The sequence below is a fragment of the Mucilaginibacter flavidus genome (assembly GCF_024055575.1).
GTDB lineage: Bacteria > Bacteroidota > Bacteroidia > Sphingobacteriales > Sphingobacteriaceae > Mucilaginibacter > Mucilaginibacter flavidus.
The window spans coordinates 786,753-799,668 of the sequence record NZ_JAMXOE010000001.1; the positions used below are offsets into that span (position 1 = coordinate 786,753).

15 protein-coding genes are annotated in these 12,916 nt (G+C 42.0%); 6 read left to right on the forward strand and 9 right to left on the reverse strand.

Annotated features, from left to right (window positions below):
* Positions 1-49 precede the first annotated feature (49 nt).
* From NAF19_RS03465 to NAF19_RS03475, 3 genes are all read left to right on the forward strand, one after another.
* Entirely contained in the window at positions 50-1,174 is a 1,125-nt protein-coding gene (locus NAF19_RS03465; protein ID WP_252788375.1) for a M42 family metallopeptidase, read from the forward strand.
* A gap of 103 nt (positions 1,175-1,277) precedes the next feature.
* A complete protein-coding gene (locus NAF19_RS03470; protein WP_252788376.1) occupies positions 1,278-2,180 on the forward strand; it encodes a nucleotidyltransferase family protein in 903 nt (300 codons plus the stop codon).
* Between the two features lie 124 nt (positions 2,181-2,304).
* On the forward strand, positions 2,305-4,587 hold the full coding sequence (locus NAF19_RS03475) for a glycoside hydrolase family 31 protein (RefSeq protein ID WP_252788377.1): 2,283 nt from the start codon (positions 2,305-2,307) through the stop codon (positions 4,585-4,587).
* Between the two features lie 110 nt (positions 4,588-4,697).
* On the opposite strand, the gene dnaK is transcribed toward NAF19_RS03475, so the two are convergent.
* A complete protein-coding gene (dnaK, locus tag NAF19_RS03480; RefSeq protein ID WP_370362842.1) occupies positions 4,698-6,662 on the reverse strand; it encodes a molecular chaperone DnaK in 1,965 nt (654 codons plus the stop codon).
* Positions 6,663-7,586: 924 nt separating this feature from the next.
* On the opposite strand from dnaK, the gene NAF19_RS03485 reads away from it, so the two are divergent.
* Positions 7,587-8,129, forward strand: a complete 543-nt coding sequence (locus tag NAF19_RS03485) for a GNAT family N-acetyltransferase (RefSeq protein WP_252788379.1) — start codon at positions 7,587-7,589, stop codon at positions 8,127-8,129.
* A gap of 59 nt (positions 8,130-8,188) precedes the next feature.
* Here the strand turns inward: NAF19_RS03485 and NAF19_RS03490 are convergent, their stop codons facing one another.
* Entirely contained in the window at positions 8,189-8,347 is a 159-nt protein-coding gene (locus tag NAF19_RS03490) for a type II toxin-antitoxin system HicB family antitoxin (RefSeq protein ID WP_252788380.1), read from the reverse strand.
* A gap of 53 nt (positions 8,348-8,400) precedes the next feature.
* Between NAF19_RS03490 and NAF19_RS03495 the strand changes: the two genes are divergently transcribed.
* Positions 8,401-8,625 (forward strand): DUF2683 family protein, encoded by a 225-nt coding sequence (locus tag NAF19_RS03495; protein WP_252788381.1) that lies wholly within the window; start codon positions 8,401-8,403, stop codon positions 8,623-8,625.
* On the forward strand, positions 8,616-8,873 hold the full coding sequence (locus NAF19_RS03500) for a Txe/YoeB family addiction module toxin (protein ID WP_252788382.1): 258 nt from the start codon (positions 8,616-8,618) through the stop codon (positions 8,871-8,873). Before NAF19_RS03495 ends, NAF19_RS03500 begins: the two co-directional genes overlap by 10 nt.
* A 106-nt stretch (positions 8,874-8,979) precedes the next feature.
* Here NAF19_RS03500 and rplQ read toward each other — a convergent pair whose 3' ends face one another.
* The 7 genes from rplQ to infA form a co-directional block, all read right to left on the reverse strand.
* A complete protein-coding gene (gene rplQ / locus NAF19_RS03505) occupies positions 8,980-9,594 on the reverse strand; it encodes a 50S ribosomal protein L17 (RefSeq protein WP_252788383.1) in 615 nt (204 codons plus the stop codon).
* Between the two features lie 197 nt (positions 9,595-9,791).
* Positions 9,792-10,784, reverse strand: a complete 993-nt coding sequence (locus NAF19_RS03510; protein ID WP_252788384.1) for a DNA-directed RNA polymerase subunit alpha — start codon at positions 10,782-10,784, stop codon at positions 9,792-9,794.
* A 94-nt stretch (positions 10,785-10,878) separates the two neighbouring features.
* Positions 10,879-11,487: a 30S ribosomal protein S4 gene (gene rpsD / locus NAF19_RS03515; protein WP_252788386.1), complete on the reverse strand. Its 609-nt coding sequence runs from the start codon at positions 11,485-11,487 to the stop codon at positions 10,879-10,881.
* 67 nt (positions 11,488-11,554) lie between these two features.
* A complete protein-coding gene (rpsK, locus tag NAF19_RS03520) occupies positions 11,555-11,944 on the reverse strand; it encodes a 30S ribosomal protein S11 (RefSeq protein ID WP_252788388.1) in 390 nt (129 codons plus the stop codon).
* A gap of 131 nt (positions 11,945-12,075) precedes the next feature.
* Positions 12,076-12,453: a 30S ribosomal protein S13 gene (gene rpsM, locus NAF19_RS03525; RefSeq protein WP_252788389.1), complete on the reverse strand. Its 378-nt coding sequence runs from the start codon at positions 12,451-12,453 to the stop codon at positions 12,076-12,078.
* An 88-nt stretch (positions 12,454-12,541) separates the two neighbouring features.
* Entirely contained in the window at positions 12,542-12,658 is a 117-nt protein-coding gene (gene rpmJ / locus NAF19_RS03530) for a 50S ribosomal protein L36 (RefSeq protein WP_082855993.1), read from the reverse strand.
* A gap of 8 nt (positions 12,659-12,666) precedes the next feature.
* Entirely contained in the window at positions 12,667-12,885 is a 219-nt protein-coding gene (gene infA / locus NAF19_RS03535; protein ID WP_022833270.1) for a translation initiation factor IF-1, read from the reverse strand.
* Positions 12,886-12,916: the final 31 nt, after the last annotated feature.

Below are 12,916 nucleotides of genomic sequence, written 5' to 3' on the forward strand. Positions count from 1 at the left end.
CATTTACTATATTTGCCTGCCTCTTCTACCAGGAGCAGTTATTAAAAATATGGCTAAAAAACAATCCGAAACACCCGAAGCCCCAAAGCACATTGCTGTTGTAACCGATGCTTCCCTCGCATTTTTCGAAAAATATATTAATAACCCCTCGCCTACCGGTTTTGAATGGAAAGGTCAGGAATTATGGCTCGAATATTTAAAACCTTATATTGATGACCATTATGTAGATAACTATGGCACTGCTGTAGGTATCATCAATAAAGATGCGCCGTACAAAGTTGTTATTGAGGCTCACGCCGATGAAATATCGTGGTTTGTAAATTACATTACCAGCGATGGTTTGATATACGTTATCCGCAACGGCGGCTCCGACCACCAGATTGCACCCTCAAAAAGGGTTGATATCCATACCGATAACGGTATAGTAAAAGCAGTATTTGGCTGGCCGGCTATCCACACCCGCAGCGCGGGCGAAAAGGAAGAAGCCCCTACCCTTAAAAACATCTTTTTAGATTGCGGCTGCACCACTAAAGAAGAAGTTGAAAAACTGGGTATTCACGTAGGTTGCGTAATAACCTACGAGGACGAGTTTATGATACTCAACAACCGCTATTATGTGGGTCGGGCGCTTGATAACCGCGCCGGTGGCTTTATGATTGCCGAGGTTGCCCGTTTGCTGAAAGAAAACAAAGTAACCCTGCCATTTGGCTTATACATTGTAAATGCCGTACAGGAAGAAATCGGCCTTCGTGGCGCAGAAATGATTGCACACCACATTAAACCAAATGTTGCCATTGTTACCGATGTTACGCACGACACCCAGACGCCAATGATAAATAAGATAACCCAGGGAGATTTGGCTTGCGGTCGTGGTCCGGTGGTATCGTATGCGCCTGCAGTGCAAAATAATTTAAACAAGCTGTTGATCGAATCGGCCAATAAAGCGGGGATCCTTTTTCAGCGCCAGGCGTCATCACGTTCAACAGGTACTGATACCGATGCTTTTGCCTATTCAAACGATGGCGTGCCATCAGCATTGATCTCTCTGCCGTTGCGTTATATGCACACTACGGTCGAAATGATTCACAAAGAGGATGTAGATAACGTTATCCGTTTGATATACGAAACGCTCTTGAATATTAAGGCAGGACAAGATTTCAGGTACATCAAATAAATCGGCTTCGGCAAAACAATTATTGTTGATAACCATTATTTAACAGGATATTTAAAATAAAACCGTCATATTTACATTTATTTATTGTGCCCAGTAATAAACTATGAAACCTACATTATTAATATTGGCCGCCGGTATGGCCAGCCGCTACGGCAGCATGAAACAAGTTGACGGCTTTGGCCCCAATGGCGAAACTATAATTGACTATTCAATTTATGATGCAATAAAAGCCGGCTTCGGAAAAGTTAGCTTTATTATTAAAGAAGAATTCCAGGAGAATTTCAAAGCGATTTTTGAGCCGAAATTAAAAGGCCGTATAGAAACTGACTATGTGTTCCAGAGCTTCGATCTGAAGCCTTTTGGTATCGACAAAGAAATTGAGCGCACCAAACCATGGGGAACCGCCCATGCGGTGTTAGCCGCCCGCAACCAGGTACACGAGCCTTTTTGCGTTATTAATGCTGATGACTTTTACGGCTACGATTCGTTCGAAAAAATGGCTAAGTTTTTAACCACCGAAGTAACCGACGATACTTATTCATTAATCGGCTACCAGATTGACAGGACTTTATCTGATTATGGAACCGTATCTCGCGGTGTGTGTAAAGTTGACGACGCCGGTAACATGGTTGAAATTAACGAGCGTACCGAAGTTTACTTTAAGCCCGATGGCGGTGTAGCTTACCGGGACGCAACCGGCGAGCACGATTTAAGCAGCGATACCCGCGTTTCGATGAACTTCTGGGGATTTACTCCTGCTGTGTTCAAACAAAGCGAGCCAATGTTCAGGGATTTTGTGGCAGCAAATGAAAACAACCCAAAATCAGAATTTTTTATTCCGATAGTTGCCGACAATTTGATTAAAAGCGGCGAGGCATCTTTTAAAGTTATCCCAACCGCATCAAAATGGTTTGGTGTTACTTATAAAGAGGATAAACCGATTGTACAAAAATGCATTTCGGAATTGGTGGAAAACGGTACTTACCCCGCTAATTTGTGGGCGTAAGGAAAGCCCTTCCCTTGATATTAAAATCCCGCTGTATGGCGGGATTTTTTGTTTTTAATATATCCTAATCCCCAAAACGTTATTTCAATTTAGCCGTTACTTAATATAGTAATTGGGTTAAATTATGCGATTTGAAATAGTAGGAAATACCGAAAGGGTCACCGGGCAACCCGATGTTCTCATCATTAAAACGCGGGAAGCAACCGCCCGCATCTGGGTTTACAGCGATTCTATTATCCGGGTTAACGTCAGTAAAGCATTCGATGAAACAGACCATTCTTTCGCAGTTATACAAAAACCGGCGGACCAACTTGAATATTCGGAAACCACAGATGAAATCGTTATAACTACGTCGCTATTAAAACTCCGTATCAACAAATCTCCACTCCGTTTCAATTTTTATACTGCCAATGACAAAGAACTAAGCAAAGATGATGAGCGCTTCGGCATCAACTGGCAGGGCGAGCGGGTAATCAACTACCGAAAGCTGTACGCCGATGAAAAGTTTATCGGCCTGGGCGAAAAAACCGGCAACCTCAACAAGCGCGGCAGCAGCTTTACCAACTGGAACACTGATGCAGCCCTGCATGATACCAAAACCGACCGGCTGTACAAAACCTTCCCGTTTTTTATCGGCATCCATAGCGGACTTACCTATGGGCTATTTTTTGATAACACGCATAAAAGCTATTTCGATTTTGGCGCTACTACCGACGAACAAATGAGCTGGTTTGGCGCCGATGGCGGCGATATGAACTATTACTTTTTCGGGGCACAAAGCGTCGCAAAAATAATTGAAGACTATACCTGGCTAACCGGTCGAATGGAAATGCCGCCGTTGTGGAGCCTGGGCTACCAGCAGTGCCGCTGGAGTTATATGAGCGCTGCCGAGGTATTGGATATTGCACAACGTTTCCGCAAAGAAAAAATCCCGGCCGATGTGATGTATTGCGACATAGATTACATGCACGGATTTAAAATATTCACGTGGAATAAGGAGACTTTCCCCAACCCGAAAGCATTTATTGCTAAGCTAAAAGCTATTAATTTTCGCCTGGTTATTATTGTAGATCCCGGGATCAAAATTGAAGATGGTTACAAGCAATATGATGAAGGGGTCGATAAAGATTACTTTGCCAAATATCCCAACGGTGAAAATTATACTGCCGATGTGTGGCCCGGCCGCTGCCATTTTCCTGATTTCTTTAGGGACGATGTGCGCGAATGGTGGGGCGCAGCTTTTACTGCATTAACCGAACCCGGCGTCGAAGGCTTTTGGAACGATATGAATGAACCTGCCGCCTGGGGCCAAAACATACCCTGGCTGGTAAAATTTGGCGATAAATTTATGCCCGAGGTACGGAACGCGTACGGCATGCAAATGGCGCGCGCCACATACGAAGGCACCAGGAAGCTTTTGGAAAACAAGCGACCATTCGTACTTACACGAGCAGCTTATGCCGGCACACAGCGCTATTCGGCGGTGTGGACGGGTGATAACTCTGCTTACGATGAGCACATGCTGATGGGCCAGCGCATGGTGAGCAGTTTGGGTATTACAGGCATGTCTTTCGTCGGCGTGGATATCGGCGGCTTTACCGGCAACCCGACACCCGAATTGATGGTACGCTGGAACTCATTAGGTGTCTTTACGCCAATGTTCCGCAACCATGCCATGCAGGGCACCATTAGGCGCGAACCATGGCAATGGGGCAAAAAGAACATGGCCATTATCAAAAAGGATATTGAGCTGCGCTATAGGTTGCTGCCTTATATCTATTCAGGATTTTACCAATCGCACAAAAACGGCATGCCGCTTAGCCGAACGCTTGCTATTGATTATACCTATGACGAAAACGTATATGACGTAAAATACCACAACCAATTTTTATTCGGAGATAACATTTTGGTGGCACCGGTTGAAAGCATGCAACTTACTGCCGATGTTTACTTGCCAGCAGGTGAATGGCACCGCTTAAGCAGTGGGGAAAAGTATCCCGGTGGACAAGTCTACAATGTTGATGCACCCTTAACCGACCTGCCTGTTTTTATTAATGCCGGCGCAATTATCCCCATGCAAAACGGAGTGCAAAGCACCAATGAAAATGGCGATGGCATATTGGAACTTAACGTTTGGTATGGTACCCAGGTTAGTAGTTTTGTTTACTATGAGGATGACGGAACATCCTACGATTATGAAAGCGGAGATTACTACAAACGGGAAATAACTTTTGACCCGGCTAAAAGAACGGTTACATTTTCAGAAGTTGAGGGCTCATTCAAATCAAGGTTTGGCAAAATTCAATTGGTGTTGCACGGATTTGGGAATTTGACAAGCCTAAAGAAACAGGCAAAAAGGCTTAAACCGGTTAAAAATTTGAGTGCCTCCTTTACAATTGAATTTTAGTTTTCGACTAAATTCAAGAGCTTATTTACAGCTTACTTGTACCAACAAAAAACCCTGGCTATTTATTTAGCCGGGGTTTTATAGTTTATAAATCTCTTAGGAGATTGGGATTATTTTACTTCTTCGAAGTCAACATCTGTAACAGTGTCAGCGTTGCCTTCCGCGTGAGGTGCGCCTGCGCCACCGTCAGCACCTGGTGCGCCGCCTTGCTGGCCTGCATCACCTGTTGCTTTGTACATCTCTTCAGATGCTGCATTCCATGCGTTGCTTAATTCAGCCTGGGCTGCATCAATGTCGCTGAAGTTTTTAGCTGCATAAGCTTCTTTCAGTTTTTTCAAACCTTCTTCAATCGGAGCTTTTTTATCTGCAGAAATTTTATCACCGTATTCTTTCAGCTGCTTTTCAGTCGAGAAGATCAGGCCATCGGCACCGTTAAGTTTTTCAACTTCTTCCTTTGCCTTTTTGTCAGCATCAGCATTTGCTTCAGCTTCGTCCTTCATCTTTTTGATCTCGGCATCAGTTAAGCCTGAAGATGCTTCGATACGGATTTTTTGTTCTTTACCTGTTGCTTTATCTTTTGCGGATACGTGTAGTATACCATTAGCATCAATATCAAAAGTTACCTCAACCTGTGGCACGCCACGAGGTGCTGGTGGAATACCATCCAGGTGGAAACGGCCTATTGTACGGTTAGCCGAAGCAATCGGGCGCTCACCCTGCAGGATGTGAATCTCAACCGATGGCTGGTTATCAGACGCCGTAGAGAACACTTCCGATTTTTTGGTCGGGATAGTAGTGTTTGATTCTATCAGTTTGGTCATTACACCACCCATAGTTTCAATACCTAATGAAAGCGGGGTAACATCAAGCAATAACACGTCTTTTACTTCGCCGGTTAACACACCACCTTGTATAGCTGCACCAATGGCAACAACTTCATCCGGGTTAACACCTTTTGAAGGCGCTTTGCCAAAGAATTTCTCAACAGCTTCCTGTATCGCAGGTATACGGGTTGAACCGCCTACCAAAATCACTTCGTCAATATCCGAGGTACTGTAACCTGCATTTTTCAAAGCAGTTTTGCAAGGCTCGATAGTACGTTTGATCAAACTGTCAGCCAGTTGCTCAAATTTGGCACGGGTTAAAGTTTTAACAAGGTGCTTAGGCACGCCGTCAGTTGCAGTTACATATGGTAAGTTGATTTCGGTTTGAGCCGAGCTCGACAACTCGATTTTAGCTTTTTCTGCAGACTCTTTTAAGCGTTGTAAAGCCATTGGGTCCTTACGCAGGTCAACACCTTCGTCGCTTTTAAATTCGTCAGCCATCCAGTCAATGATTACCTGGTCAAAGTCGTCGCCACCAAGGTGTGTATCACCATCGGTTGATTTTACTTCAAACACGCCATCACCTAATTCAAGGATCGAAACGTCATGTGTACCACCACCACAGTCAAATACGGCAATCTTCATATCCTTGTGTGCTTTGTCAAGGCCGTAAGCCAGGGCAGCAGCAGTAGGTTCGTTTATAATACGGCGAACTTTTAAGCCTGCAATTTCACCTGCTTCTTTAGTAGCCTGGCGCTGTGCATCGTTAAAATAAGCCGGTACGGTAATAACCGCTTCGGTAACTTCATGGCCCAAAAAGTCTTCGGCTGTTTTCTTCATTTTCTGAAGTATCATGGCCGAGATTTCCTGTGGGGTGTACATGCGGTCACCAATTTCAACACGCGGGGTATTGTTATCGCCTTTAACCACTTTGTATGGCATGCGCGCAGCCTCTTTGGTAACCTCGTTAAACTGGTTTCCCATAAAGCGTTTTATTGATGAAATAGTTTTTGTAGGATTTGTAATAGCCTGGCGTTTCGCAGGGTCCCCTACTTTACGTTCGCCGTTGTCGATAAAAGCTACTACAGACGGCGTAGTACGTTTACCCTCGCTGTTGGCAATAACTACGGGCTCGTTACCCTCCATTACTGCAACGCAGGAGTTAGTTGTTCCTAAGTCGATTCCAATTATTTTAGACATATGATTATATTTTCCTGATTGATTGTTATTGTTATTGTTTACTACAGCTATTCAACAAGGCATGTGCCAATCATTACTTTGGCAGGAAAAATGGCGGGGAATGACGAAATGATGAAGGAGAAAGGTTAAAAACCGTCAGTTAATTGTATAAAAACGGTGACAGGTTGGCAGGCGAGGTGGCATTTTGCAATGATGGTTTGATACCATATCTTCATGGGTCGCGAAACAAAGTGCTAAAACACGAATACTCGTTAAAAGTAGTCTTATTGACAAATAACAGGTTTTAAAACAGCTTGCGGCAATAGCTGCCGGGCGTCCCCAACAACAATTGCCTGTCGTAATTACTAAATTAGCAAGTTGGACAAGGGCATTCACCTGGAAGCAAACAGGTTTTGGTTGCAGCGCATTGGAATAATCCGGTGCAGCAGCCCTGGCTGTACGATACGCCGTTTTGTCCGTGCATTGCGCAGCCTGGTAATTTGCCGCCCTGAACTTCTCTCATTTCTTTTTTAGAAAGGGGTTTTCCTAAGTTGGAATTCATAATTTGATGTTTGATTTTTTGGCCCTGGTTTTTAAAAGGTACAAGGCTCACTACCTTTTTGAGGCTGATTTATATAGTTTAGTAAATCATTCAATAAAAAATTAAATTGAAAATGGCCCAAGGCAAAAAAGCGGTTGAGGCATTGTATTGCGTTTAGGTTAAGATAAAACTACATAAACTTATCCTACAAAACAAAATATTTTGAGCAATTTAATTTGATAAAAGTGTGCGAAAATTACTTTTACACAAAAAAATACGCTGGCAGTTGTAAATATTTATATTTGGGTATAAATAAAACGCCTCTGCAACTCAACACACTCAAAAGGCAGACTACACTGCCTGGAATTGTATAACAATTAGCCAAATACACACGGCTAAAACTTCAATTATCAAATTGGACAAAGTTTTTTATTGTTATTAATTTCAAAAATCAAATGTTTTTTATCGAATCTGAAAGGTTGCGGATGATACCGTTAACACATGAATTATTACAGTTATTACACACCAGTAGAGCCGCAATGGAGCAGGCGCTCGGCCTAAAGACATCAAATTACCAGGTAAGCGAATTTTATCAAAAAGAGATAGACGATGCGATGATAAACTTTTGGCTGCCAAAAACTCTTGTCAACCCCGATGCCTTCAAATGGTACACGGATTGGGAAATAGTGCTCAAAAGTATCAACACGTCTGTCGGTGGGATGGGATTTAATGGCGAACCCAACGAGAACGGCGAGGCAGAAACAGGTTATATGATTGATGAGCAGCACCAAAACAAAGGCTACGCAACCGAGGCGCTGCAATTATTAAGCAACTGGGCTTTTACTGATGCAAGGGTTGAATCTGTTATTGTGCATACCTACCAGTATAACCTGCCATCAAGAAGAATACTGGTAAAATCCGGATTTGAAGAAGTTGGGATGGATGCAGATGGGCTGATGACCTTTCGGTTAGTTCCTTCGAAATCCACTATTGTTTAGCATTCAAATGGTATATAATAAAACCTTCCTGCCATTGGCAGTGAGGGTTTATTCGTTAATTAATCTAATAAGCACAGTTCAATAGCTTCTTCTAAATCCATCAATGCCTCATCTATTGTTTTCCCGGCAGCGTGGCAGCCTTTAAACATCGGGCAGGAATCGACGAAGACATTGTCTTCGTCAATTTCAATTTCTAATGGGAAACAAAATATTTTCAATAGCTCTATTTTTTGAAATTTAAAACCATGATATAAAAATACTATTTTTGTATATGAACATACAAGCTGAAAAAATCGAAGTAATTAAGCTAATAGCTGATATTGAAAGCGAAAAGGTTCTTAAGAAAATTAAATCCATTTTGAAATCAGAAAAAAAAATGGACGAAACCGAAAGAATTTTAGCTAACCCGGCAATGGTAAAACGCCTTGAAGAAAGCCGGCAGCAATTTCTTGATGGTAGAGGCGTGAAGGTTTCTTTAGATGATATATGGAAGTAATATTTACTCCCGATGCTTTAGAAGATTTAGCCTATTGGAAACAAAAGCACAACGATAAAATTCTTGCAAGGATAAAAGACCTGGTAAAGGCTATTCAAGCGACTCCATTTCAAGGTATAGGCAAACCCGAACCTTTGAAACATAATTTCTCCGGAATGTGGTCGAGGCGAATTAATCGCGAGCACAGGATCATTTACGAGATCGTATCAGGAAAAATTATAATTCATGCTTTAAAAGAGCATTATTAAATTCGAAAATCTTTACAAGGCTTTTCTAACCCAATAATTTATAAAAAAGAATGCCCCGCCAAAAGCGGGGCATTTCCTTAATAATTAGATTTATTTGGATTTAAAATTATTCGCCTTTTTCTGCATTTTCTTCATTTGCAGCGGGAGCCTCAGGAGCTTCTGGTTCAGCAGCAGGAGCTTCAGCTACCGGTGCCTCTGCCACAGGGGCTTCAGCAACTGGTGTTTCAGCAACCGGCGCAACTTCAACAGCTTCGGCTACAGGAGCAGCTTTAGCAGCTGGCTCAGCAGTTTTAGCTTTAGCAGAACCTCCACGACGACGGGTTGATTTCTTTTCAGTTTTAGCAACGTCGGTACCGTAAACAGTGTTGTAATCAACTAACTCAATCATTGCCATTTCAGCGTTGTCACCTAAACGGTTTTCCATTTTGATGATACGTGTGTAACCGCCCGGACGGGTAGCTATTTTCTCAGCAATCTCGCGGAACAGGATGCTCACAGCATCTTTATCCTGCAGATAGCTAAATACTGTACGGCGTGAATGCGTAGTATCGTTTTTTGCTTTTGTAAGAATTGGCTCAACATAACCGCGTAAAGCTTTTGCTTTTGCTAATGTTGTAGTAATGCGCTTGTGTAAGATAAGCGAAGTGGCCATGTTGCTCATCATCGCCTTGCGGTGACTGTTGGTGCGGCCTAAGTGGTTTAATTTTTTACCGTGTCTCATTGTTTTTTTGTTGTTGTGGCACGTGCATACCGTCGGACGGCGTTTCCGTCAAGTCCTTGGAATTATGCAAATACTCAGTTGTAAATTTGAGTGATGGGTAGTGAGATCGCCTCAGTACGTTGCTCTGTTGTTATTAAATGTAAAATGGTGATTAAAGAACCGAAACTAATTTCTATTCTCTAATCACCATTCACTGATTATTCTTCGTCTAACTTAAATTTCGACAGGTTCATACCAAAAGATAAGCCTTTTGATTTAACCAGGTCCTGGATTTCAGTTAATGATTTTTTACCAAAGTTTCTGAACTTAAGCATGTCAGCAACGTCATATGATACTAAATCGGCCAGGCTGCGGATATCGGCAGCTTTAAGGCAATTTAATGCGCGTACTGAAAGGTCAAGATCAACCAATTCGGTTTTAAGGATTTTACGCATATGTAAAATTTCCTCGTCAACTTCTTTGGTTTCTTCTTTAGCCTGTGCTTCAAGCATCATGTTCTCGTCGCTGAACAGCATAAAGTGCTGGATAAGGATCTTAGCCGCCTCTTTAAGTGCATCTTCAGGATGGATTGAGCCATCGGTAGTAATATCCAGAACTAATTTTTCATAGTCTGTTTTTTGTTCCACACGATAGTTTTCGATGGTATATTTAACGTTTTTGATAGGTGTGTAAATCGAGTCGATTGCTATTACACCTACGTTAGCGTCAGGATTTTTATTTTCTTCACTTGGAACATAACCGCGGCCCTTGTTAACAGTAAGCTCAATTTCAAGCGTTACTGACGAGTCCATGTTACAAATAACAAGCTCAGGATTTAAAACCGCAAAGTTGTTTGAAAACTTGGTGATATCACCTGCATTAAAAGCATCCTGGCCATTAATGATAACAAATATCTTTTCGCTGTCGCCAGATTCACCGGTTTTCTTAAACCTAACCTGTTTAAGGTTAAGTATAATTTCGGTAACGTCTTCTACAACGCCTTTAATGGTTGAAAACTCATGCATTACTCCCGAAAAACGTACTGAAGTAATCGCAAAACCTTCAAGCGAAGAAAGTAAGATACGACGCAGAGCATTACCAATGGTTATACCGAAACCTGGTTCTAACGGACGAAACTCAAACGTGCCATCAAAATCAGTTGATTTCTGCATGATAACCTTGTCTGGTTTTTGAAATGCTAAAATTGCCATTTATATCCTTTATTTATTGTTTACTAATTGAAATGATTTAAACCACGAAATGATTGACAGGATATGCCAATCATAACGCGGATAAGTATCGTTATTATTTTGAGTACAACTCGACGATAAGGTTTTCCTTAATGTTTTCAGGAATCTCATCGCGGTTTGGATAGTTAAGGAATTTGCCTGTTAAATTGGCAGAATCCCACTCAAGCCAGCTGTACTTGTTAATTCTGCGGCCGGCTACCGAGTTTGTAATTGACTCAAGTGATTTTGATTTTTCGCGAACCGCGATAACGTCACCTGCTCTTAATGCATATGATGCAATGTTTACAACCTCACCGTTAACAGTGATGTGCTTGTGGCCAACTAACTGGCGTGCACCTGAACGGGTTGGAGATATACCTAAACGGTATACGGCGTTATCTAAACGGGCTTCTAAAAATTTCAGCAGGTTTTCGCCTGTGATACCTTCTTTAGCTGAAGCACGGTGAAACAAGTTTTCGAACTGACGCTCTAACACACCATAAGTGTATTTAACTTTTTGTTTCTCCATCAACTGGGTTGAATACTCTGATTGCTTTCCTCTTCTCTTGGAAGCACCATGCATGCCCGGTGGGTAATTTTTTCTGTCAAGCGCTTTATCCGGACCAAAGATTGGTTCACGGAAACGGCGCGCAATTTTGGATTTTGGTCCTGTATATCTAGCCATTTTTTGTGGTTTTTAAAGTATCAAGCAGCCCGCAGCTGCCGAATCTTAGCTTTAAAAAAATTGTTAATTAAACTCTTCTCCTTTTTGAAGGGCGGCAACCGTTGTGCGGAAGCGGTGTAATATCTTTTATTGTAGTTACCTCGATGCCTGCAGTTTGCAAAGTACGGATAGCTGATTCGCGACCGGCGCCAGGGCCTTTCACAAATACTTCAACCTTGCGTAAGCCTAAATCATAAGCAACTTTACCGCAATCAGATGCAGCCTGACCGGCAGCATACGGGGTGTTCTTTTTTGAACCTTTGAAACCCATTTTACCTGCAGACGACCATGAAATAGCCTGGCCTGATTTGTTGGTAAGGGTGATGATGATGTTGTTAAAAGTAGCGTTGATGTGTGCTTCGCCAACCGACTCAACAATTACAATACGCTTTTTGGTTACTTTTTTAGCTTTAGCCATTTTTTCTTTAATGTTTGAACCAATGAATTACTGGATTAACGAATAATCCGGACCCATTGATAAGTTATTTAATCAGGTAATCCTAACGACGAAAGAGCGGAAACTAATTTCTGCCCTTCAATCATTAATCACTATTTAGTAGCCTTTTTCTTGTTAGCAACTGTCTTACGTTTACCTTTACGGGTACGTGAGTTGTTTTTAGTACGCTGACCACGCAAAGGCAAACCTTTACGGTGACGGGTACCACGGTAGCAACCTATATCCATTAAACGCTTAATGTTAAGCTGAACTTCTGAACGCAAAGAGCCTTCAACTTTTATCTGATCATTAATTATACCACGTATAGTAGCTAATTGCTCATCATTCCATTCTTGTACTTTGGTATCAAAATCAATACCAGCTTCAGTCAAAATTCTTTGAGCTGTTGAGCGGCCAATGCCGTAAATGTAGGTTAGGCCAATCTCGCCTCTTTTATTCTTTGGTAAATCAATACCTGAAATCCTTGCCATATTTTTTGTTTGTGTTTTTAAGTAATAACCGAACGGCGGGCCACCGTTGTACGGACTATCACAATTTCTTTAATTATCCCTTGCGGGATTATCCCTGACGCTGCTTAAACTTCGGGTTCTTTTTGTTTATAACGTAAAGTTTCCCGTTGCGGCGTATGATTTTGCAATCAACACTGCGTTTTTTAATGGATGCTCTAACTTTCATCTCTGTTATTATTTATATCTATAGGTTATTCTACCCTTTGTTAAATCATACGGACTCATCTCCAGTTTAACCCTGTCGCCAGGTAAAATTTTGATGTAGTGCATCCGCATTTTTCCGGAAATATGCGCAATAATCTCATGACCATTTTCCAGTTCAACCCTGAACATAGCATTTGATAATGCTTCCCGAATTGTTCCGTCCTGTTCAATCGATGATTGTTTAGCCATATTTTACTGATTATTACTTAATTATCCGCCT

Coding starts and splice junctions, on each gene's coding strand:
- NAF19_RS03485 (WP_252788379.1), top strand. CDS start 7,587: ATGTTTTTTATCGAATCTGAAAGGTTGCGGATGATACCGTTAACACAT.
- NAF19_RS03510 (WP_252788384.1), bottom strand. CDS start 10,784: ATGGCAATTTTAGCATTTCAAAAACCAGACAAGGTTATCATGCAGAAA.
- NAF19_RS03475 (WP_252788377.1), top strand. CDS start 2,305: ATGCGATTTGAAATAGTAGGAAATACCGAAAGGGTCACCGGGCAACCC.
- rpsK (WP_252788388.1), bottom strand. CDS start 11,944: ATGGCTAAAGCTAAAAAAGTAACCAAAAAGCGTATTGTAATTGTTGAG.
- rpsD (WP_252788386.1), bottom strand. CDS start 11,487: ATGGCTAGATATACAGGACCAAAATCCAAAATTGCGCGCCGTTTCCGT.
- NAF19_RS03470 (WP_252788376.1), top strand. CDS start 1,278: ATGAAACCTACATTATTAATATTGGCCGCCGGTATGGCCAGCCGCTAC.
- rplQ (WP_252788383.1), bottom strand. CDS start 9,594: ATGAGACACGGTAAAAAATTAAACCACTTAGGCCGCACCAACAGTCAC.
- rpsM (WP_252788389.1), bottom strand. CDS start 12,453: ATGGCAAGGATTTCAGGTATTGATTTACCAAAGAATAAAAGAGGCGAG.
- NAF19_RS03465 (WP_252788375.1), top strand. CDS start 50: ATGGCTAAAAAACAATCCGAAACACCCGAAGCCCCAAAGCACATTGCT.
- NAF19_RS03500 (WP_252788382.1), top strand. CDS start 8,616: ATGGAAGTAATATTTACTCCCGATGCTTTAGAAGATTTAGCCTATTGG.
- NAF19_RS03495 (WP_252788381.1), top strand. CDS start 8,401: ATGAACATACAAGCTGAAAAAATCGAAGTAATTAAGCTAATAGCTGAT.
- rpmJ (WP_082855993.1), bottom strand. CDS start 12,658: ATGAAAGTTAGAGCATCCATTAAAAAACGCAGTGTTGATTGCAAAATC.
- infA (WP_022833270.1), bottom strand. CDS start 12,885: ATGGCTAAACAATCATCGATTGAACAGGACGGAACAATTCGGGAAGCA.